The organism is Mesorhizobium temperatum, from assembly GCF_002284575.1.
In the GTDB taxonomy this organism is placed as follows: Bacteria; Pseudomonadota; Alphaproteobacteria; order Rhizobiales; family Rhizobiaceae; genus Mesorhizobium; species Mesorhizobium temperatum.
The window spans coordinates 75288-94430 of sequence record NZ_NPKJ01000075.1; the positions used below are offsets into that span (position 1 = coordinate 75288).

The window sequence follows — 19143 nt, forward strand, 5'->3', positions numbered from 1 at the left end:
GTACTATACGGCCTGCATGAGAACTTGACTGGCGTGGTGGCACGAGGCCAACTGGTGCGGTGATCTGTGTCGATCCATCGGGCTCGATCTATCACGTCCGGGCCAATCGGAGGGTTCCCCATGCTCAGATATGTCGGCTTTTCGACCTTGCCGCTGTTGCTTACATCGGCCCTGGCCTTCGCCAATCCGGCCGGCGCCGCCGGAGATTATCCGACGACGACGATTGTCGACTATGTGCTCGGCTGCATGCAGACGAATGGCCAGACACGCCAGGCGCTGGAGAACTGTTCCTGCTCGATCGACGTCATCGCCTCGATCCTTCCGTTCGAGGATTATGAAAGGGCCGAGACCTTCAAGAGCATGTCCCTGACGACAGGGGAGCGTTCGGGACTGTTTCGCGAAAGCGCGCCGGCAAAAGCCGCAAGCACGGAACTGAAGCGCGCGCAGGCGGAAGCCGACGTGCGCTGCTTTTAGACCGTGCCTTGGTAAGAGCGGCGACGGCGGGAGACAACCGCCGTATTCGGTTTCGAGGCTTCAGAGCCCCGTAGCCTCCAGTGGCCATTGATTGCGAAACACCTTGCCGTCGGTATCGATCGCTTCGACCTGGATATCGCCAGTGCCGTGCGCGGTGAAATCGAACCGGAAATTGGGGTCTTCCGAAATCGATATTCCACCTTCCATCGAGAGGATCGGCCGGTCTGCCTGCGAGATCGACAGTTTCTGAACAAAATGCGCGGGGATGAAATACTGGGTCAGTGGATTCCGCTGCAGGCCCGAATTGTTCGGGTGCCGGATCATCAGCTGCAATTCCTGCGCCTTTGTCATCGTCTCTTGCGGCGGGAATTGGCGCAGCTTCATCTGCCCCATCGTCGCCATCGCCTCGTCCTGGTTCTTGACTGCCGGGGCGGAGCATCCGCCTGACGCCTTGACGAAGGTCTGCGCCATGTGGAGTTCGCCGCCCTGCGTCTCTGCTATGGCGCGCAAATAGGAATAGTCGTTGACGCGCACGCGCGTCGACAGATGCGTCACGCCGGCGTCCTTGCCGATCTGGAACGTCGCCGCCACCGGTGCTGGATTGACGTCGATGATCAAGGTGACGGATTTGATGCCGTCGGGCGCCTTGGCCGGGTCGATATAGATGTCGACGGGCACGATCGCGGCATCCTGCGCCCGCTTCGGGGCCTCGACCCTGACGACGCCGGTATCGATCAGAATTGCCCGATCGCCGAACACGTCGCCTTTCAAATCCTGCCAGATCCTGTCCGAAGACGCGGCTGTTTGCTGCGCGTTGGCGGCTCCGGAGGAGCCAAAGAACGTGCCGACGGCCAGGATGATCGCGGCGAAGATGGCTGCGAGCGGCAAGACGAGCTGCCGGCTCCGGTAAGCGTGGTTTTGCATTTCGATGCCTCCACCAATGTCAGAGAGGTGGTGCCCAGGCGTGTCGAGGATAAGCCTTTGACGATGCGTTTGGCAAATCGATCCACTTCATCCCGCCCAGCGCTTATCGGTGTGATCTATTCCCATTCGAGTTCGGCAAAGGCGGCCGTTGCATTGCGTTCATTGTAGTCGTCGAACAGATGCCAATTGCCCCGTTCGCTTGCGCCGGCGGTCTTGACTGCTTCGCTGAGCGGTATGCCGTCGGCGATCGCCTTGCGAATATCGCGCGCCAGAACCTCGAAATAGCGCCGCTCCGCCGTCAGCGCCTCCGGCCAGTCGGCCGGCACCGGGCCATGACCCGGCACGACGCGCGCGGCGCCGATCGCGGCGAGCGCATCCATCTGGCGGAGCCAGCCAAGCAGCGATCCGTCGAGCGTCGGCAAGGAGCCTATGAAAACGAGATCGCCGGCAAACAGGGTGCGGGTCGCGCTGTCGAAGACGGTCAGGTCGTTGTCGGTGTGAGCCGCCTTCCTTGCCTGCAGTTCGAGCATGCGCCCGCCGAGATCGAGCTGCAGGCGATCATCGACCAGCATCGTCGGCGGGATGATCTCGATCCCTTTCATGAGCGTATCGCCGATCTGTTCGCGAAAACTTTGCAGGTAGAACGCGCCGCGTGCCTCGAGCGCGCGCGGCAGATTGCGATGGCCGACAATGGTGGCGCCGATCTCCCGGAACGCCGCATTGCCGAAGATGTGGTCGGGGTGCATATGGGTGTTGATCAGGTAGCGAACCGGCTTGGCGCTTATCTTGCCGATCGCGGCGATGAGGGCGTTCGCCTCGATCAGGCTGCCGCCGCTGTCGATGACGGCAACGGCGTCGGTGCCGACGACGACGCCCAGGTTCGAGATCGCGCCCTGGTTAGCGACGCTCATCAATTCATCGACGCCCTGGAAGGCGAAGACGCCGTCGGCGACTTTCCTGAGCTTGAATTCAAGGCCGCCGACAGCGGCGAGAGCGGCCCGCCCGAGGCAACAGGGCAGCATCGCGGCACTGACCGCGGTGCAGGCGAAGCCATTCACAAGCTTGCGTCTTGTCCTATCGATCGGCACGGCTTCCCCCTATATGCATTCCGAATTGCAAGGCGATCAGGCCACGCCCGGAAATTTTTGGTGGAACGACCGCAGAAGGTCGCTCATCACCTGTGGATTGCGATAGTGCCGCGGCAGCCTTACGTCGAACATGCCGAGCACATGGGCTGGCCGCTGCGCGAGAACGATGATGCGGTCCGACAGCATCAGCGCCTCGCGCAGATTGTGGGTTACCATCAGGGCGGTCGTAGGCCGCGCCGACCACACGGTCAAAAGCAGGTGCCGAAGCCGCTCGGCGGTCCGTTCGTCGAGCGAGGCGAAGGGTTCGTCCAGGAAAAGCACCGCCGGTTCGGTGGCGAAGGCCCTGGCAAGTGCTGCCCTGCGCGCAAGGCCGAGCGAAAGCTCCGCCGGATAGAGCGAGCGCATGCTGGCGAGGCCGAGCGTGTCGAACAGCCCGTCGAGGTTCTTCGTTCTCAGGCTTTTCGGCAGCGCCAGCCTGACATTCTGCTCCACCGTCCGCCATGGCAGCAAGGTCGGCTCCTGGAACACGGCGGCGATCCGGTTGGAGCCGCCCTCAGGCAGCTGGAAGGAGCCGGAAAAGTCCTTGTCCAATCCAAGCAGGATGCGCAGCGTCGTGGTCTTGCCGCAGCCCGACGGCCCCAGCAAGCAGGCGAATTCGCCTTGCCGGACCTCGAAGGAAAGGTCCTGGAGCGCCGTGATCGAGACGCCTTGCGCGGACTTGAAGGTCTTTTCGGCGATGTCGACCCTAAGCGGGACGACGGCGCCAACGGGTTGCATATCGTTCAATGGGCTGCACCAGAAGAAGTTCAATGACAAGCATCACCGCCACGAAAGCCAGCGTGTAGGCAAGAATGGCGGCGACGTCGAAGAGCTGGAAATAGAGATAGATCTGGAAGCCGACACCATAGGAGCGGCCGAGCAGTTCGACCACCAGGACGATCTTCCAGATGAGGGCGATGCCGGATCGTGAGGCGGCGGCAAGATAGGGCTGCAACTGCGGCAGCAGGACGTGGCGGATGCGTTCGAGGGGACCGAAGCGGTAGACGGCGGCCATTTCGGCGTAACTCGGATCAAGCGCCCTGGCGCCTTCGCGCATCGTCACCACGACATTGGGGATCTTGTTGACGGCAACTGCGCCAATCGCCGCCGCCTCGTTGAGGCCGAACCAGATGTAGGCGAGCACGATGACCACCAGCGCGGGAATGTTGAGAAACAGGACGAGCCAGGGACTGAAGAACCGGTCTGCGCTGCGGTGGCTGCCGAGGAGAACGCCGATGACCGAGCCAACGACCATCGCGACGACATATGCCGCGGCAACCCGGCCGAGTGTCGCGCCGAGATGGTAGAAAAGGTCACCGTTCGCCGCCTCGGCGAGCAGCACCTGCCCGACCTGTCCCGGCCCTGGAAAGGCACGGCTCGGCCAGGCATTGGCCGCAAAGCCCCACAGCAGGCAAAGCCCGAGCAGAGAGACCGCGACCGTCAGCACGGGTGTCAGCGCCGCTGCAAGGCCGGATTGGCTGGAGATGTCGGCCGCAGCGCCAGGCGGGCGATCGCCGGTGTCAGGTGCGGTCATTTCGGCAGCTCCTGCCAGAACGTGCCGGGCGCCATCTCGGGCGCGCGGCCGACCAGCTTGTCGCCGCCGATCTCGGCGAGCACGCGGTAGAGCCTGCCCGCGTCGGCCGCATCCTCGGCGACGGGGCGTCTGGGAATGCCCTCGCGATAGCGGTCACGCAGTTTGGCCAATTCTTGGCCTTGTGCGCGGATAATCGGCGCAAGGCGCAGCCACTCGTCATCGGATCTGGCCAGCAAGTCCTTGGCCTGCGCCGAAGCCTTGATGAAGCCCCTGACGGCGTCCGGATTTTCGTTCGCCCATTTGTCATGAAAGACATAGCCGAGCGCCGACACGGCGCCCGAGGCGCCGAGCGCTTTCGCCGCATCATCGGCGCCGATCAGCCGACGAAAACCGTTGGCCTCGAGGCGGGCGCAAAAATGCCAGAAATTGAGCACCGCATCGAGTTCGCCTTGCATCGCCTTTTCCGAAATCAGCGGCGGCGCGCCAAAGACGATGTCGCTGATTGCGGGCAGGTCGAGGCCGTGATCGCGTCTGGCCAGCGCCTGGATCAGCAGCCAGCTTTTATCGAGAGGCCCGCCGGCGACGCCGATCTTTTTTCCCTTGAGATCGGTGATCGTCCGGATCGGCGCCCCCTCCTTCGCCATGATCGCCCCGACGGCGGTCGAATAGGGGACCAGTGTGAGATCGACGCCTTCCGAGCGCTGGCGCGAGACCCACAGCCAGTCGGAGACGATCATGTCGATCGCGCCGGCCAGCATGGCGACGTTGGTTGCATCCTCGCCGGCGAAATCGATGATCTCCAGATCGATAGCGTTGGCTGCGTCGAACTTGTGTTGTTTCATGGTGTCAAGCGCCCAGCTTACGGTGCCGAACTTCAGCACACCAATGCGAACCCTTGTCGTGGCGAAGGAGGGGGCCGTGGCGAAGGACGGCCTTGAGACAAGAGCCGCGGCTGTTCCAAGAGCCGCCAGCCGGAGCGTTGCTCGACGCGAAATCATCATGATGTCTCCTCCCAGAGCGGTAATAAGCCGGGGCGCCGATCAGATCGCACGGTCCTTGTTCGGGAAAGCGCATTTCCAGCGCTTGACCGTGAGGGTCGGGTGTTGCTGCGACCATTTCGCGATTTCGCTGGGTGCCAGCATCATACATTGGAACAGAGAGCCGCGGCTCTCGAAATAGAGATGTTCGTCTTGGCAATTGCTCGGATTGGCAATCAGGCAAACCGTCAATATGAGGTCGACCATATCCATTCAGCACCTCTTGCGCGCTTGAAGACGCCCGCTTCGGCGAAATCCGGCCCGATCTGCGAGCCTGGACAAAATCGCCAGCTGCCGGAGTCCCGAGGTGCCCATGGAAAACCGGAATGGTTTGAGGCTACGCGTTCGCCCGATGGCCGTCAACAAAGGCGAATGGATAGGGGGGCGCCGGAACCTGAAACAAAAAACCCGCCTCGGCGGCGGGTCGTTGGCGCAAATCAGCACCATGCCGAAATCGATAGCATAAATGCCGTCACAAACGAATCGCGAGCTCGAAACCAGGGCATTCGCTTCGGTTTGCACCGCGCCTCATCGCCCTGCGTCCCAGCGTTGGCGGTTGGCGAAAGCCAAAGCGACAGTCGATCTCCCTCCAAGTGGCGAAACCAGCAGCCTCGCCGATGGCGCCTACTCAGGAATGTTAAGGTGTGCCGTGCAGCTCTCTGAACCTCTGCATGGTTGACATCGCTCATCTGCCGGGTAGCTTCCAGGAGGCAGGCGCCGCAACTCCACCGGGGAGAAGCTGTCGCTCTGCCATAAAACGACGCATGCCGATGGTCAAAACAACGGCGTGCGCAAATCGTCCAGGGCACCTTGACGATCAATGAGGAAATGCCATGCGTGCAATCGCATTTTTCGCCGTCGTGTCCGTTGCGACGTTCATCACAAACCAATCGCAGGCACAGGATGCCGCCGCGGGTGAGAAGGTCTTCGCCAAATGCAAGGTCTGTCACGTCGTGGACAAGGACCAGAACAAGGTCGGTCCGTCATTGAGCGGCGTCATCGGCCGAACGGCCGGCACGCATCCGGGGTTCAAATATTCTAAAGCCATGACCGAGGCCGGTAAATCCGGCGTCAAATGGGACGACGCCACGCTGACGAATTACCTTCGCGATCCCAAAGCCATGATCAAAGGCGGGAAGATGGCGTTTCCCGGTCTCAAGAAGGACGAGGATCTCGCCAACGTCATCGCCTATCTGAAGCAATTCTCCAAATGACCCGGTTCTTCCGCAAGGAAGTAACCTGGCTCTTCCACAGGAAGTAACCCGGTTCTTCCGCAGGAAGTAGCCCGGTTCTTCCGCGGGAAGTAACCCGACTTCGCCGGCCGTTCGAAACTGCGTTCGGCCGGCGCCCCACCCTGGTGGTTGGCGCCGCCGGTCAAGCGGCGTCTTGCAGCCTCCGCATGGCGGAAGGCAGGTCGAGCAAGCCGTCGCAAACGAGGTCGGCGCCAAGCTCTTCAACGGCAATTTGGGTGTAGCCGCCGCGCAGCAGAATGACGGGCATTCCGGCGGCGCGGGCGGCGACCACGTCGGCGCCGCTGTCTCCGACCATCAGCGTGTCGCGAGGTTCGACCTGAAGCTGGTCGAGCGCCAGCAGCAGAGCGTCGGGCGCCGGCTTCAAGGATGTCACCGCGTCTCCGCCGACGATCGCGCCGAGATGTTCCGTCAGCCCAAAATGCAGCAGGATTTCGCGAGCCGCCAGCTGCGGCTTGTTGGTCACCACGCCCATGGCTATTCCGCTCAAATGGAAGTGGGTGAGAACCTCCCTGACGCCAGGCATCAGCCTTGTCAGGCCGGTGAGATGTCTGCGGTAGATCGGCGCCATGGCGCGATTGGCCTCGTCGAGCGCGCTGCCGAGGAGCGGCGCACCGGAAGCCGCGAAGGCTCGCTCGACCAGTTTCCTGACGCCGCCGCCGATCATCGCCTTGACCTGATCCAGGCGCAGCGGCGGCAGCTCGCGGCTGGCCAGCAACTCGTTGACTGCGGCCGTTATATCAGGCGCCGAATCGACCAGCGTGCCGTCGAGGTCGAACAGGATCGCTTTCGACGATCGAAACGGCCTACTCATGCCGACGTTCATGCGGCGTCCTTCCACTTGATCGAGCAGCCGATCGAAGCGATCTGGTCGAGCGGCCCGTCGCCGGTCCGGGCAATTTGCCTCATCGCCTCGAACAGGTCGCGCCTCAGCCCGGGCGGTCCGGCGTCGCGTCGCGCCGCGTCCAGCCGGCCGCGATATTGCAGCGTCAGCTCGCTGTTGAGTCCGAAGAAATCCGGAGTGCAAACGGCTCCATAGGCACGCGCCACGGTCTGGCGCTCGTCGTGGAGGTAGGGGAAAGTGAAGCCGTTCGTCCTGGCGAAGAGCTTCATGTTGTCGAAGGAATCATCGGGATAGGCGTCGGCATCGTTGGAATTGATCGCGACAAAGCCGATGCCTTCGGGCTTGAGGTCGTTGGCATCGCGGACTATGCGTGAAATCACCGCCTTCACATAGGGGCAGTGGTTGCAGATGAAGGCTACGACCAGCCCGTTCGGGCCGGCGTGGCTGAAGATCGAATGCGATTTGCCGTCGACGCAGGGCAAAACGGCATCGATGGCTTGCCAGCCGAAATCGCAGACAGGTGGGATTGCCGCCAAGATTTCCTCCGATGAAATGTTTGATCTCCGATGAGACGGTTTACGCGGCTTTCCGGATCGCCCCGTCGGCTGCCTGTCTGATGGCGCCGATATTGGCGCGATAGGCAGCCTCGGTGCCGCCCTTGAAGATGGCCGAGCCGGCGACCAGCACATTGGCGCCGGCCGCGGTGACCAGCGGAGCGGTCTCGGGCGTGACGCCGCCGTCGATCTCGATGTCGATCGGGCGGTTGCCGATCAGTGCCTTGACCCGCCTGACCTTGTCGACCACAGCCGGAATGAACACCTGGCCGCCGAAACCCGGATTGACGGTCATCAGAAGCACCAGATCGAGCCGGTCGAGCACATACTCGATGACGCTTTCCGGCGTCGACGGGTTCAGCGACACGCCGGCCTTCTTGCCGAGATTCCTGATCGCCTGCAGCGAACGGTCGAGATGCGGCCCGGCCTCGGCATGCACGGTGATGATGTCGCAGCCGGCATCGGCGAAGCCGGCGAGATAGGCGTCGGCCGGCGCGATCATCAGGTGGCAATCGAAGATCTTGTCCGTTCGGTCACGGATCGCCTTGATCACCGGCGGACCGAAGGTGATGTTGGGCACGAAATGGCCGTCCATCACGTCGAGATGGATCCAGTCGGCACCCGCCCGGACGACCGCTTCGACCTCGTCGCCGAGCCGCGAGAAATCCGCAGAAAGCACCGAGGGCGCAATGATTGTCTTAGTACTCATGGTCGTCGGCTCCCATCCTGTCTTCCGTTTCCGGTCGTTGCACCACCAACCGGCGTGATCTTGTCAGCGCGCCTTCGTCTCCGGTTCGCCTTCGAGCTTACCTTCCGCGAACACGCGGCTGCCGCGAATATCGGATTCTTCAATGGTGATAAGGTCGGTTTTCGTCAACGCCCGGTCGCGCGACGCGAAAAGCCGGTTGGCCTGGCGAAGCCGCGCCCGGTCGAGCCCATTGCGGACCGAGCGAGCGTTGGAGAAATGCGGCAGCCGCATGCGGATCGGGAGATACTCTTCGAGCGCCTTGGCCGCCGCATCGCTGAGACGGTAATTCTGTTCCGCCAGCATGATCTCGGCGATCGATTTGAGTTCGCCGACGCCGTAGTCGGGAAAATCGAGGTGGTGGGCGATGCGCGAGCGCATGCCGGGATTGCTGTCGAAGAAGCGGTCCATCTTGTTCTTGTAGCCGGCAAGAATCACAACCAGATCGTCACGGTTGTTTTCCATGCATTGCAGCAGGATTTCGATCGATTCCTGGCCGTAGTCGCGTTCGTTCTCGGGCTTGTAGAGATAGTAGGCCTCGTCGATGAAAAGCACCCCGCCCATGGCGCGCTTGATCACTTCGCGAGTTTTGGGCGCGGTGTGACCGACATACTGGCCGACGAGATCGTCTCGCGTCACCGCGACCATGTGCCCTTCGCGGACATAGCCGAGACGATGCAGGATTTCGGCCATCCTCAGCGCCACGGTGGTCTTTCCGGTACCAGGATTTCCCGTAAAGTTCATGTGCAGCGTCGGCGCGCCCGAGGTCAGGCCGAACTTGCGGCGAAGCCGGTCGACCAGGAGGAGAGCCGCGATCTCGCGGATGCGGTTCTTGATGGGCTTCAGGCCAACGAGTTCGCGGTCGAGCTTGTCCATCACCTCGTCGATGTTAGACGCCTCGAACTCGGCCTGCAGATCAACCGATTCGTCCTGCGCGGCAGTGCCCTTTGCTATCGCGTCCAGCATGGTTTCGGCTAGCTCCGCTCTCCTTCGGGCCTGTCGGTCGCATAAGGCACGATCGAATAGCCCTGGCTGCGGCCGTCGCGCTCCTGGCGCAGCAGCCGGAACCCGGGTTCGTTGGGCGGCCGGTTGACGATGAACGACATGCGCGGCGCTTCCCAGCCCTTGGTCGAATCGAAGGCGGTGACCCGGACATACATGTTGGGCAAGGCATTCCGGCAACTGTTGACTTCAAGCAGGATGCCCGCCGGGTCCTTCAGGTCGAACATCGGGTTGCCGTACATTTCCCAATAGGTGTTTCGCGGATGCGGATCGTCCGTGTATTCGACGCTGACCGCCCAGTGGTTTTTCAGCGCATATTTGATCTGCGCCGAAATCTGCTCATCGGTCAGGTCGGGGAGGAACGAAAACTGTCCCTGCGTGACCTTGTTTCCCGGATTGGTCATCATGGCGACGGTTCCTTTCGTCTAGAAGCTGGGCGTTGCGGTTGGCACGAAGTCGGCCGTGTCGGTCGATTCGTAGTTGAAGGTGACGTCCTTCCAGGTCTCCAGGGCCGCTTTCAGCGGCGTGCACCATCTGGCCGCCTGTTCGAGGATTTTGGTCCCTTCGCGCAGATAGTCGCGGCCCTCGTTGCGGGCGAGGATCATCGCCTCCAACGCGACGCGATTGGCCGTCGCGCCGGCCTGGATGCCGTCCGGATGGCCGATCGTGCCGCCGCCGAACTGCAGGACGACGTCCTCGCCGAGATAATGGATCAGCTGGTGCATCTGGCCGGCATGGATGCCACCCGAGGCGACGGGCATCACCTTGTTGAGCGAGGCCCAGTCCTGATCGAAGAACAGCCCGGTTTCGAGGTTCTGCGGCGTGCGCTCCTCGCGCAGCGTGTCATAAAACCCCTTGATCATCAGCGGGTCGCCTTCCAGCTTGCCGACCACCGTGCCGGCATGGATGTGATCGACGCCGGCCATCCGCATCCATTTGCAGATGACGCGAAAATTCATGCCGTGGTTCTTCTGGCGCGAATAGGTCGAGTTGCCGGCGCGGTGCAGGTGCAGGATCATGTCGTTGCGGCGTGCCCACTTGGCCATCGACTGGATCGCCGTGTAGCCAATGACGAGGTCGATCATGACGATGCAGGAGCCAAGCTGTTTTGCGAATTCGGCGCGCTCATACATCTCCTCCATCGTGCCGGCGGTGACGTTGAGATAATGGCCCTTGACTTCGCCGGTGGCGGCTGACGCCTTGTTCACAGCCTCCATGCAGTAGAGGAACCGGTCGCGCCAGTGCATGAATGGCTGCGAGTTGATGTTCTCGTCGTCCTTGACGAAGTCGAGGCCACCCTTCAACGCCTCGTAGACGACGCGGCCGTAGTTGCGGCCTGACAGGCCAAGCTTCGGCTTCGTCGTCGCGCCGAGCAGCGGCCGGCCGAACTTGTCGAGCCGCTCGCGTTCCACCACGATGCCGGTCGCCGGGCCCTGGAAGGTTTTGAGGTAAGCCACCGGGATGCGCATGTCCTCGAGCCGCAAGGCCTTGACTGCCTTGAAGCCGAACACGTTGCCGATGATCGATGCAGTCAGGTTGGCGATTGAGCCCGGCTCGAACAGGTCGAGGTCGTAGGCGATATAGGCGAAGTACTGCTGCTCGGTCTTGGTGCCGGGACCTGTGTTCGGCACCGGCTCGGATTTGAACGCCTTGGCGCGGTAGAGCTCGCAGGCGGTCAGTCTGTCGGTCCACACCACGGTCCATGTCGCTGTAGAGGATTCACCGGCGATGGCGGCGGCCGCCTCCTCGTGGTCGACGCCGGGCTGCGGCGTGATCCGAAACATGGCGATCAGGTCGGTCTCCTTGGGCCGGTAGTCCGGCTCCCAATAGCCCATCTTCTTGTAGGGGATGACGCCCGACTTGTAGCGTTCCTTGCCTTCCTTGAGCGTGCCTGCTGACGGCATGTCGATCTTGTTCATGACAGGTCTCCTGTTTGCCGCTCAGGCGGCTTTCGCGGTTGCGATTTGCGGGTCGAGTTTTCCCGCGGCGTAACGTTTCGCCATCTCGTCCATGGCGATGACCCTGATCTTCGAGGCGTTGCCCGCCGTGCCGAAGCGTTCAAAGCGATCGCGGCAAAGATCGCGCAGGGCGTCCATGGCGGGTTTCAGGAATTTGCGCGGATCGAATTCGCGTGGGTCCTCCGTCGCGACGCGGCGGAACTGCCCGGCCATGGCCATGCGGCAATCGGTGTCGATGTTGACCTTGCGCACGCCGTAGCGGATGCCGCGCTCGATCTCCTCGACCGGTACGCCAAAAGTCTGGGGCATCTCGCCGCCATATTTGTTGATGATGTCCTGCAGCTCCTGCGGCACCGAGGAAGAGCCATGCATGACCAGATGCGTGTTGGGCAGCTTTTCGTGGATCGCCTCGATTACCTGCATGGCCAGGATGCCGCCGTCCGGCTTGCGGCTGAATTTGTAGGCGCCGTGCGAGGTGCCGCAGGCGATCGCCAGCGCGTCGACCCGGGTGGCGGTGACGAAGTCGACCGCCTGATCGGGATCGGTCAAAAGCTGGTCGTGGGACAGCGCGCCTTCGGCGCCGTGGCCGTCCTCGGCCTCGCCCTGGCCGGTTTCCAGCGAGCCGAGCACGCCGAGCTCGCCTTCGACGGAAGCGCCGACCCAATGCGCCATGCGTGCGACACGTTCGGTGATAGCGACGTTGTAGTCGTAGCTCGCCGGCGTCTTGGCGTCCGCCATCAATGACCCGTCCATCATCACCGAGGTGAAGCCGTGGCGGATCGCCGATAGGCAGGTGGCTTCGTTGTTGCCGTGGTCCTGATGGATGCAGAGCGGAATGGCCGGATGCATTTCGGTCAACGCCTCCATCATCTTGGCCAGCATGATGTCGTTGGCATAGGAGCGGGCGCCGCGCGAGGCCTGGATGATGACCGGCGCGTCGCAGGCCTTGGCCGCCTCCATGATGGCAAGGCCCTGTTCCATGTTGTTGATGTTGAATGCAGGCACGCCGTAACCATGCTCGGCGGCATGGTCGAGAAGCTGGCGAAGGGTGATGCGGGCCATTGTCGGGTCCTCTTAGCTGCGGAAGTTGGGCTAGATGATGAGCTTCAGCGCCGCTGCCGCGACGGCTTCGGGCGTGATGTCGAAATGCCGGTAGAGATCCGGGGCAGGGGCGCTGGCGCCGAAACCGGCCATGCCGACGAACACGCCGGTATCGCCGATCCAGCGGTCCCAGCCGAGCCGTGCTGCGGCTTCGACGGCGATGCGCGGCGCTGAGCCGAGGACGGCCTTGCGGGTGTCGGCATCCTGTTCCTCAAACAGCTCCCAGCACGGCATCGAGACGACCGCGGCGGCGATGCCGTGCTCGGTCTCCAGCCGCTCGGCGGCGGCAACGGCGATCTCGACCTCCGAGCCGGTGGCGATCAGCGTCACGGCGCGGTGCTCGGCTGGCTCGCGCAGGATGTAGGCGCCCTGGCTGGACCGGTTCTCGTCGCTGTGTGCCTTCTCGCCGTGTACCTGGCGCAGCATCGGCAGGTTCTGCCGCGAGAGCACCAGCACGCTCGGCCGGCTCTCGCTTTTCAGCGCCAGTTCCCAGCACTCCGCCGTTTCGATGATGTCGGCCGGACGGAAGACGTTGAGGTTCGGTGTCGCCCGCAGCATCGCCAGGTGCTCGACCGGCTGGTGGGTCGGGCCGTCCTCGCCGAGACCGATGGAATCATGCGTCATCACATAGATCACGCGCTGGCCCATGAGCGCCGAGAGCCGCATCGCGCCGCGCGCATAGTCGGCGAAGCACAGGAACGTGCCGCCATAAGGCACGAAGCCGCCATGCAGCGCGATGCCGTTCATGGCTGCGGCCATGCCATGCTCGCGGATGCCGTAGTGGATGTAGCGGCCGGCATAGTCGTCAGGCGCTATGCGAGCCATGCCCTTGGTGATCGTCAGGTTCGAATGCGTCAGATCGGCAGAGCCGCCGACGGTCAGCTCGGTTGCGGCGTTGATGGCGCCGAGCGCCATTTCGGAGGCTTTTCGCGTTGCGACCTTGGTCGCCTTTTCGACATGCTCCTTGCGGAAAGCGCCGAGCGCTTCGAAGACCGCGTCGGGCAGGGTGCCGGCGACCGCGCGCTCGAAGGCCTGGCGCTGCGGCGAGGCGGCAAGCCGCTGCTCCCAGGCGTGCCGCGCCGCTTGCCCGCGCTCGGCAATTTCGCGCCAGGCGAAAAGGATGTCGTCCGGCACCTCGAACGGTGCGCAGGCCCAGCCGATGTTTTCGCGCGTCGCGGCGATCTCGGCATCGCCCAGCGGCGCGCCGTGCGTCTTTTCCGAACCGCCCAGACTGGGCGCGCCCTTGCCGATCACCGTGCGGCAGGCGATCAGGGACGGCCGATCCGACTGCTGCGCCGCTTCGATTGCCGCAGCGACGGCTTCGGTATCGTGGCCGTTCACCGACTGGACATGCCATCCAGCGGCCTCGAACCGTGCCGGCTGGTCCATCGATGTCGACAGCGACGTCGGTCCGTCGATCGAGATCGCATTGTCGTCCCAGAAGACGATCAACCGGGCGAGCTTCAGGTGGCCGGCAAGGTCGATCGCCTCATGGCTGATGCCTTCCTGCAGGCAGCCATCGCCGGCGATCACATAGGTGTAATGGTTGACAAGATCGGCGCCGTGGCGGGTTGCAAGCATGCGCTCGGCCAGCGCCATGCCGACGGCGGTCGAGATGCCTTGTCCAAGCGGGCCGGTCGTCGTCTCGATGCCAAGCGCATGGCCATATTCGGGATGTCCGGCGGTGCGGCTGCCCAGCTGGCGAAACCGCTGCAATTCCTCGATCGGCATGTCTTCAAAGCCGAGCAGGTAATGCAGCGCATATTGCAGCATTGAGCCGTGCCCAGCCGAAAGCACGAAGCGGTCGCGATCGGGCCAGTTGGGCGCCGACGGATCGATATTGATGAAGCGGCTGAACAGCACCGTCGCGACATCGGCCATGCCCATCGGCATGCCGGGATGACCGGAATTGGCCTTTTGGACGCTGTCCATCGCCAGTGCGCGAATGGCGTTCGCCATGTCGCGTTCCGAGACGGCGGCGACGGGCTTCAGGGCTGCTGCTTGGCTGTTCATGGCGTCCTCCTCACGACACACGGTTCTTGCGTTCGATCAATTGCAGGATCAGCGGCGTCAGGATCAGCTGCATGGCAAGATCGAGCTTGTTGCCTGGCACCACTATGGAATTCGGCCGCGACATGAACGAGTCGTGGATCATCGAAAGCAGGTAGGGGAAATCGATGCCGCGGGGATTGGCGAAGCGGATGACCAGCATTGATTCGTCGGGCGTCGGAATCCAGCGCGCGATGAATGGATTGGACGTGTCGACGATCGGCACCCGCTGGAAGTTGATGGCGGTCTGCGAGAATTGCGGGACGATGTAGCGGACATAGTCCGGCATGCGGCGCAGGATCACGTCCATCACCGCCTCGGTTGAATAGCCGCGCGTTGCGCGGTCGCGGTGGATCTTCTGGATCCATTCGAGATTGATGACCGGCACCACGCCGATCTTGAGATCCGCGTGCCGGGCCAGGTTGATCTTGTCTGTGACGACGCAGCCATGCAGGCCTTCGTAGAAGAGCAGGTCGCTCGGCGGGAATTCGCGCCATTCGGTAAAATGTCCCGGCGGCGTGCCGTACTGCTTCTCCTCGTCCTCGTCATGGATGTAGGTGCGGGTCTTTCCGGTTCCCCGGCGGCCATATTCCTCAAACACCTCTTCGAGGATTGCGAGTTCGTTGGCTTCGGCATTGAAGTGGGTGAAGTTCGGATTGCCCGCCTTCTCCTGCTCGGCCACCTTTGTCTTCATCGTGGTGCGGTCGTAGCGGTGAAAGGCATCGCCTTCGATAAAGGCGGCCTCGATGTTCTCGCGCCGGAAGATCAGCTCGAAGATGCGCTTGACGGAGGTGGTGCCTGCGCCCGACGACCCGGTGATGGTGATGATGGGGTGCTTCGCCGACATGGTGCTCAGGCCCTGAACAGGCCGCGGCGGCTGAACAGCGGCGCACGCTCGCCGATGGCGCTGGGCTCGATGTGGTAGCGGGTGATGCGCGCGACTTCCCGCGCCGATCCGAACACCATGGGCACGCGCTGGTGCAGGCTCTCGGGTTCGATTTCGAGGATGCGGGTGATCGTGTCGGTAGCGGCGCCGGCGGCCTGTTCGATGAGAAAGGCGATCGGGTTGGCCTCATAGACGAGGCGCAGCCGACCCTGGCGGTAACCCTTGCGCTTGTCGCCTGGATACAGGAATACACCGCCGCGCATCAGTATACGATAGCAGTCGGCGACCAGGGAGGCGATCCAGCGCATGTTGAAGTCCTTTCCGCGTGGGCCTTCCGTGCCTTCGAGGCAGTCGTCGATGTAGAGCCGCACCGCCTCGTCCCAATGCCGGTAGTTGGCGGTGTTGATGGCGAACTCCTGGGTGCGCTGCGGGATGATCCGGCTCTCATAGGCCTGGACGAAGGTGCCGAGCCTAGTCGAGAGAACGAAGACATGCGTGCCGCTGCCGAGCGACAGTACCAGCGCCAGCTGCGGGCCATAGATGAAGAAACCGGCGGCCAGCTGATTCACGCCTGCCTGCAGAAAAGAGGCGGCCGGATTTCCGTCCGGCGCGCCAGTTGCAGGGAGGAGCGAGAAGATCGTTCCGATCGACACGTTGGTATCGATGTTGGAAGAGCCGTCGAGCGGGTCGATGGCGATGGCGAGAGGCGCTTGCCTGTCGAGGAGGACCGGCTGCTCCAGTTCCTCGGAAGCGTAGAGCGCGACCGGAGCGTGGCGCATGGCGTCGAGGAAGATGTCGTCGGCGAAGATGTCGAGATCCTTCTGGATGTCGCCGTCGGCATTGGCGCCGCGGGTCCCGGCAAAGGCGGTGCCGAGCACCCCCTGATTGATGGTGTTGCGGATCTTGGTGGCGGCCTGCGTCAGCTGGCGGACGGTCGCTACGACCGCAGAGCGCAGTTCGTCTGGCGGGCCGAGATAGGAATTCAGAAAAGCGTCGAGCGTTGCCGCTGGCATCGTAACCTCCCGTCCAGCCGCCTCTCCTCGGATCGGCCGGATAGGGGGAATGAGAACAAACGCCACCGGATAAGTAAAATTCAATAACTTTACTTTCACAGTAAAAAAATTTTAGTATGCCATATGAGAAATCTCACGCTCAAGCAATTCAAGACCGTTCAGGCAATCATCAGCCACGGAAAAATCGTCAGCGCCGCCAAAGTGTTAGGCCTGTCTCCTCCAGCGGTGACGATCCAGTTGCGGCAGGTCGAGGAGGAGTTTCAACTGGCCTTGTTCGACCGGACGTCGGACGGCATGCGTCCCACTGCCGCAGGGCTGGCCTTCGTCGAGACGGCGCAAGCCATCGAGGAGCGGCTTCGCCTGCTCGAAGACAAGATGGATGCGATCAAGGGCGTGCGTATCGGCAGCTTGAGGCTCGGCGTCGTTTCCACCGCCAAATATTTCGCGCCGCGGCTCATGGCCGGCTTCATGAAAGAACATCCCGACATCGATATGCGGCTCGCCATCGGCAACCGCGCCGAAACGATCGACAGTCTGAAGAACCACGACATCGACATCGCGCTGATGGGGCGCCCGGCGAAGGAAGTCCCGGTGCGTGCCTCGGTGTTCGGGGATCACCCGCTGGTCATCATCGCGCCGCCCGACCACCCGCTGGCGTCGGCGCGCGAGATATCCAAGGAGCGGATCGCCGAAGAGCATTTCCTCATCCGCGAGCCCGGCTCCGGCACGCGCATCTCGCTGGAGATATTTCTGAGCGACGTGCCCGGCCGCATCGACGACCTCGGCGTCGAGATGGGATCGAACGAGACGATCAAGCAGGCGGTGATGGCCGGGCTCGGCATCGCCTTCATCTCTGCCCACACCATCGCTGCGGAAACCGAAGCCGGCCGGCTGGTCATCCTCGACGTCGTCGGTATGCCGATCCGCCGGCAATGGTTTTCGGTAATGCGCAGCGATCACGCGATCTCGCCGGCCATGGCGACGTTCCACGATTTCCTGATGCGCAAAGGCGCGATGTACCTGCCCCTGTTCGGCAAGCTCTATCCGCACGAAGAACCGAACACTAGAGGTCGCGCGAGTTAGGCCGCGCGGCCCCAAGGGCAAACGCTTCAGGCAATGATGCCCGCTCGTCGGCCGCTCAAAATAAATTGCGTTTGACCTTTACATCGGCCCCACGGACGCGAGCTCTCGGCCAGAAGCACGCAGGCTGCCGTCTGCAAGGCGGGTCAGTGCATTGGCATCGGCTCGCAGGTGCACGTCGGTCTCGGACGACACCGTCACTTCCTCGCCGGACCTCGAGAACGCGTAGAGCGAGCCCCGGTGGCCCGGCATCGAAAAGGCCACGGAGTCGCCGTCGGCGAGGCCCATGACGACGCGCTGCGGATCGCCCCCGATCTTCGGCGCGAAGGTGGCAGTGACCTCGAGGCGGTCGCCGTCGACAGGGACGTAATAGACGACCATGTCGAGGTGTCCCTCGTGCAGGCTGCCGCCTTCGATCGGGCGTCCTATGGTGGCTTCCTCGGCAAACGCCGGGGTGGCAAGAAACAGCGCGGCCAAAACTGAGGCGCTCAGGGTTCTGCGGATCATCTCGTATCTCCTTTTTTAGATTTCGTTCGAACTCTATACAGAAGTTAGATTACGAATGCAATCTAAAAAATGGATTGATTGTGCGTGTGAGTCGCTGCAGAAAACCGTCAAACCGTGATCAATGTGGCAAGCCGGCTTTTTCGGGAGCGCGGCTTTGACGGCATCGGCCTTAGGGACCTGATGGAGGGTGCGGGGCTGACCCAGGGCGCCTTCTAAAGGCAGTTCGCATCCGAGGACGACCTGGCGGCGCAGGCGTCCAGGCGGGCGATGGACGGGCCGCGCCAATGACGGAGGCGCCCGAGGCGTCACCGTCGAGCACATATCGGGCTACACAGGTGCGTCCATGCGAATTCAGCGGGTCGATTCTGATAATCGAGGATCGGGAGGCATCGCTGGTGGCGAAGTACGCATTTGCCGAGCCGAGTCGACCGCCAGCCAAGCGATGAAGGCCACGGGCTAGCGCACCCGCGGTCACGTGACGCAGAGGGCCTCTGACTGCGCTTCTGCTAGCCCACAATTGGTTCGGCGACAGCTTCTTCGAGGCCAGTTGCCGCTTGGGCGGCAAGACCGCGGGCCGCTGCTTGTGAATCGTAAAATTCCTCAAGTGCATAGACTCTGCCCCACCGCAGGGTGAACACGTGGAGACCACGGTTGACGTACGACGCGTCGCCGTTGAGCAGCGTTGCGGTGCCGTCCCACTGGGCAAACACGGTGGTATGCCACGGCCAGCCCTTCACCCAGATGTGGTTGACCGTGAGATGGAGATTGGGCAGGACGCGGCCGAGGCGCTCAAGCCAGCGGCGCACGGCTTCTTTGTCGTGGCGCTCACCACCAAGCGCGTGGGCGCCGGAAACGCGGTGATGGACATGCGGCACGAGTGCTTTCACCGCCTCATCCCAGCGATGTTTGTTGACGTGGTCGAAGCTCTGCCGGATCGATTTCTCGACAAAATAACTGTAGCATTTGACCTCTCCTCCAAACCTTCGATGGCGTGATCGAGGGCACCGTGTGTGATGCCCGTGATCCTCGCGCCCACTGGCGGGACCAAATTGGATTGC

21 protein-coding genes and 1 pseudogene are annotated in these 19143 nt (G+C 62.7%); 4 read left to right on the plus strand and 18 right to left on the minus strand.

The window, feature by feature from the left end; translation table 11 throughout:
- The first annotated feature begins 120 nt into the window (after nucleotides 1-120).
- Nucleotides 121-474, plus strand: coding sequence for a hypothetical protein (locus CIT26_RS32170; protein WP_095496310.1), 354 nt, complete (start codon nucleotides 121-123; stop codon nucleotides 472-474).
- A gap of 60 nt (nucleotides 475-534) precedes the next feature.
- Here the strand turns inward: CIT26_RS32170 and CIT26_RS32175 are convergent, their stop codons facing one another.
- The 6 genes from CIT26_RS32175 to CIT26_RS32200 all read right to left on the minus strand — a co-directional run bounded on the left by CIT26_RS32175 (nucleotide 535) and on the right by CIT26_RS32200 (nucleotide 5309).
- Nucleotides 535-1398 (minus strand): quinoprotein dehydrogenase-associated SoxYZ-like carrier, encoded by an 864-nt coding sequence (locus CIT26_RS32175; RefSeq protein ID WP_095496311.1) that lies wholly within the window; start codon nucleotides 1396-1398, stop codon nucleotides 535-537.
- A gap of 116 nt (nucleotides 1399-1514) precedes the next feature.
- Nucleotides 1515-2486, minus strand: a complete 972-nt coding sequence (locus CIT26_RS32180) for a quinoprotein relay system zinc metallohydrolase 2 (protein WP_095496312.1) — start codon at nucleotides 2484-2486, stop codon at nucleotides 1515-1517.
- Between the two features lie 36 nt (nucleotides 2487-2522).
- Nucleotides 2523-3263, minus strand: coding sequence for an ABC transporter ATP-binding protein (locus CIT26_RS32185; RefSeq protein ID WP_095496313.1), 741 nt, complete (start codon nucleotides 3261-3263; stop codon nucleotides 2523-2525).
- Nucleotides 3232-4059: an ABC transporter permease gene (locus CIT26_RS32190; RefSeq protein WP_095496314.1), complete on the minus strand. Its 828-nt coding sequence runs from the start codon at nucleotides 4057-4059 to the stop codon at nucleotides 3232-3234. Before CIT26_RS32190 ends, CIT26_RS32185 begins: the two co-directional genes overlap by 32 nt.
- Entirely contained in the window at nucleotides 4056-5060 is a 1005-nt protein-coding gene (locus CIT26_RS32195; RefSeq protein ID WP_095496315.1) for an ABC transporter substrate-binding protein, read from the minus strand. The genes CIT26_RS32190 and CIT26_RS32195 overlap by 4 nt, the downstream gene beginning before the upstream one ends.
- A 39-nt stretch (nucleotides 5061-5099) precedes the next feature.
- Complete coding sequence (locus CIT26_RS32200; protein WP_095496316.1) at nucleotides 5100-5309, minus strand: hypothetical protein; 210 nt, start codon at nucleotides 5307-5309, stop codon at nucleotides 5100-5102.
- 620 nt (nucleotides 5310-5929) lie between these two features.
- Here CIT26_RS32200 and CIT26_RS32205 point away from each other — a divergent pair.
- Nucleotides 5930-6310, plus strand: a complete 381-nt coding sequence (locus tag CIT26_RS32205) for a c-type cytochrome (RefSeq protein WP_095496317.1) — start codon at nucleotides 5930-5932, stop codon at nucleotides 6308-6310.
- Nucleotides 6311-6470: 160 nt separating this feature from the next.
- Here CIT26_RS32205 and gph read toward each other — a convergent pair whose 3' ends face one another.
- The 10 genes from gph to CIT26_RS32255 form a co-directional block, all read right to left on the minus strand.
- The gene (gene gph, locus CIT26_RS32210) at nucleotides 6471-7172 is read right to left on the minus strand and encodes a phosphoglycolate phosphatase (protein ID WP_095496318.1); all 702 of its coding nucleotides are present in this window, start codon (nucleotides 7170-7172) and stop codon (nucleotides 6471-6473) included.
- Entirely contained in the window at nucleotides 7169-7726 is a 558-nt protein-coding gene (locus tag CIT26_RS32215; RefSeq protein ID WP_095496319.1) for a thioredoxin family protein, read from the minus strand. The genes gph and CIT26_RS32215 overlap by 4 nt, the downstream gene beginning before the upstream one ends.
- Nucleotides 7727-7766: 40 nt before the next feature.
- The gene (rpe, locus tag CIT26_RS32220; protein ID WP_095496320.1) at nucleotides 7767-8453 is read right to left on the minus strand and encodes a ribulose-phosphate 3-epimerase; all 687 of its coding nucleotides are present in this window, start codon (nucleotides 8451-8453) and stop codon (nucleotides 7767-7769) included.
- A 63-nt stretch (nucleotides 8454-8516) separates the two neighbouring features.
- Nucleotides 8517-9455, minus strand: a complete 939-nt coding sequence (gene cbbX / locus CIT26_RS32225; RefSeq protein ID WP_095496321.1) for a CbbX protein — start codon at nucleotides 9453-9455, stop codon at nucleotides 8517-8519.
- 8 nt (nucleotides 9456-9463) lie between these two features.
- On the minus strand, nucleotides 9464-9898 hold the full coding sequence (locus tag CIT26_RS32230) for a ribulose bisphosphate carboxylase small subunit (protein WP_095496322.1): 435 nt from the start codon (nucleotides 9896-9898) through the stop codon (nucleotides 9464-9466).
- Between the two features lie 18 nt (nucleotides 9899-9916).
- Nucleotides 9917-11410 carry a ribulose-bisphosphate carboxylase large subunit gene (locus tag CIT26_RS32235; protein ID WP_095496323.1) on the minus strand — a complete coding sequence of 498 codons (1494 nt, stop codon included), beginning with the start codon at nucleotides 11408-11410 and terminating at the stop codon, nucleotides 9917-9919.
- 21 nt (nucleotides 11411-11431) lie between these two features.
- Nucleotides 11432-12511, minus strand: coding sequence for a class II fructose-bisphosphate aldolase (gene fba, locus CIT26_RS32240; protein ID WP_095496324.1), 1080 nt, complete (start codon nucleotides 12509-12511; stop codon nucleotides 11432-11434).
- 30 nt (nucleotides 12512-12541) lie between these two features.
- On the minus strand, nucleotides 12542-14563 hold the full coding sequence (gene tkt / locus CIT26_RS32245; protein WP_095496325.1) for a transketolase: 2022 nt from the start codon (nucleotides 14561-14563) through the stop codon (nucleotides 12542-12544).
- 10 nt (nucleotides 14564-14573) lie between these two features.
- Nucleotides 14574-15446, minus strand: coding sequence for a phosphoribulokinase (locus CIT26_RS32250; RefSeq protein WP_095496326.1), 873 nt, complete (start codon nucleotides 15444-15446; stop codon nucleotides 14574-14576).
- Nucleotides 15447-15451: 5 nt separating this feature from the next.
- Nucleotides 15452-16498, minus strand: coding sequence for a class 1 fructose-bisphosphatase (locus CIT26_RS32255; RefSeq protein WP_095496327.1), 1047 nt, complete (start codon nucleotides 16496-16498; stop codon nucleotides 15452-15454).
- A 123-nt stretch (nucleotides 16499-16621) separates the two neighbouring features.
- Between CIT26_RS32255 and CIT26_RS32260 the strand changes: the two genes are divergently transcribed.
- Entirely contained in the window at nucleotides 16622-17581 is a 960-nt protein-coding gene (locus CIT26_RS32260) for a LysR family transcriptional regulator (RefSeq protein ID WP_095496328.1), read from the plus strand.
- Between the two features lie 78 nt (nucleotides 17582-17659).
- On the opposite strand, the gene CIT26_RS32265 is transcribed toward CIT26_RS32260, so the two are convergent.
- A complete protein-coding gene (locus CIT26_RS32265) occupies nucleotides 17660-18085 on the minus strand; it encodes a hypothetical protein (RefSeq protein WP_167391613.1) in 426 nt (141 codons plus the stop codon).
- Nucleotides 18086-18199: 114 nt separating this feature from the next.
- Here CIT26_RS32265 and CIT26_RS32270 point away from each other — a divergent pair.
- Nucleotides 18200-18298, plus strand: a pseudogene (locus CIT26_RS32270) (TetR family transcriptional regulator); the annotation flags it as partial.
- Nucleotides 18299-18591: 293 nt separating this feature from the next.
- Here the strand turns inward: CIT26_RS32270 and CIT26_RS32275 are convergent.
- Nucleotides 18592-19020, minus strand: coding sequence for a nuclear transport factor 2 family protein (locus CIT26_RS32275; RefSeq protein ID WP_095496329.1), 429 nt, complete (start codon nucleotides 19018-19020; stop codon nucleotides 18592-18594).
- Nucleotides 19021-19143 lie beyond the last annotated feature (123 nt).

Excerpts from the sequence above, each read along its gene's own strand:
- CIT26_RS32185 (WP_095496313.1), bottom strand. The coding sequence starts at position 3,263 with ATGCAACCCGTTGGCGCCGTCGTCCCGCTTAGGGTCGACATCGCCGAA.
- cbbX (WP_095496321.1), bottom strand. The coding sequence starts at position 9,455 with ATGCTGGACGCGATAGCAAAGGGCACTGCCGCGCAGGACGAATCGGTT.
- tkt (WP_095496325.1), bottom strand. The coding sequence starts at position 14,563 with ATGAACAGCCAAGCAGCAGCCCTGAAGCCCGTCGCCGCCGTCTCGGAA.
- CIT26_RS32170 (WP_095496310.1), top strand. The coding sequence starts at position 121 with ATGCTCAGATATGTCGGCTTTTCGACCTTGCCGCTGTTGCTTACATCG.
- CIT26_RS32250 (WP_095496326.1), bottom strand. The coding sequence starts at position 15,446 with ATGTCGGCGAAGCACCCCATCATCACCATCACCGGGTCGTCGGGCGCA.
- CIT26_RS32200 (WP_095496316.1), bottom strand. The coding sequence starts at position 5,309 with ATGGATATGGTCGACCTCATATTGACGGTTTGCCTGATTGCCAATCCG.
- CIT26_RS32190 (WP_095496314.1), bottom strand. The coding sequence starts at position 4,059 with ATGACCGCACCTGACACCGGCGATCGCCCGCCTGGCGCTGCGGCCGAC.
- fba (WP_095496324.1), bottom strand. The coding sequence starts at position 12,511 with ATGGCCCGCATCACCCTTCGCCAGCTTCTCGACCATGCCGCCGAGCAT.
- CIT26_RS32205 (WP_095496317.1), top strand. The coding sequence starts at position 5,930 with ATGCGTGCAATCGCATTTTTCGCCGTCGTGTCCGTTGCGACGTTCATC.
- CIT26_RS32265 (WP_167391613.1), bottom strand. The coding sequence starts at position 18,085 with ATGATCCGCAGAACCCTGAGCGCCTCAGTTTTGGCCGCGCTGTTTCTT.
- CIT26_RS32175 (WP_095496311.1), bottom strand. The coding sequence starts at position 1,398 with ATGCAAAACCACGCTTACCGGAGCCGGCAGCTCGTCTTGCCGCTCGCA.
- CIT26_RS32195 (WP_095496315.1), bottom strand. The coding sequence starts at position 5,060 with ATGATGATTTCGCGTCGAGCAACGCTCCGGCTGGCGGCTCTTGGAACA.
- gph (WP_095496318.1), bottom strand. The coding sequence starts at position 7,172 with ATGAACGTCGGCATGAGTAGGCCGTTTCGATCGTCGAAAGCGATCCTG.
- CIT26_RS32260 (WP_095496328.1), top strand. The coding sequence starts at position 16,622 with ATGAGAAATCTCACGCTCAAGCAATTCAAGACCGTTCAGGCAATCATC.
- CIT26_RS32235 (WP_095496323.1), bottom strand. The coding sequence starts at position 11,410 with ATGAACAAGATCGACATGCCGTCAGCAGGCACGCTCAAGGAAGGCAAG.
- CIT26_RS32255 (WP_095496327.1), bottom strand. The coding sequence starts at position 16,498 with ATGCCAGCGGCAACGCTCGACGCTTTTCTGAATTCCTATCTCGGCCCG.
- rpe (WP_095496320.1), bottom strand. The coding sequence starts at position 8,453 with ATGAGTACTAAGACAATCATTGCGCCCTCGGTGCTTTCTGCGGATTTC.
- CIT26_RS32230 (WP_095496322.1), bottom strand. The coding sequence starts at position 9,898 with ATGATGACCAATCCGGGAAACAAGGTCACGCAGGGACAGTTTTCGTTC.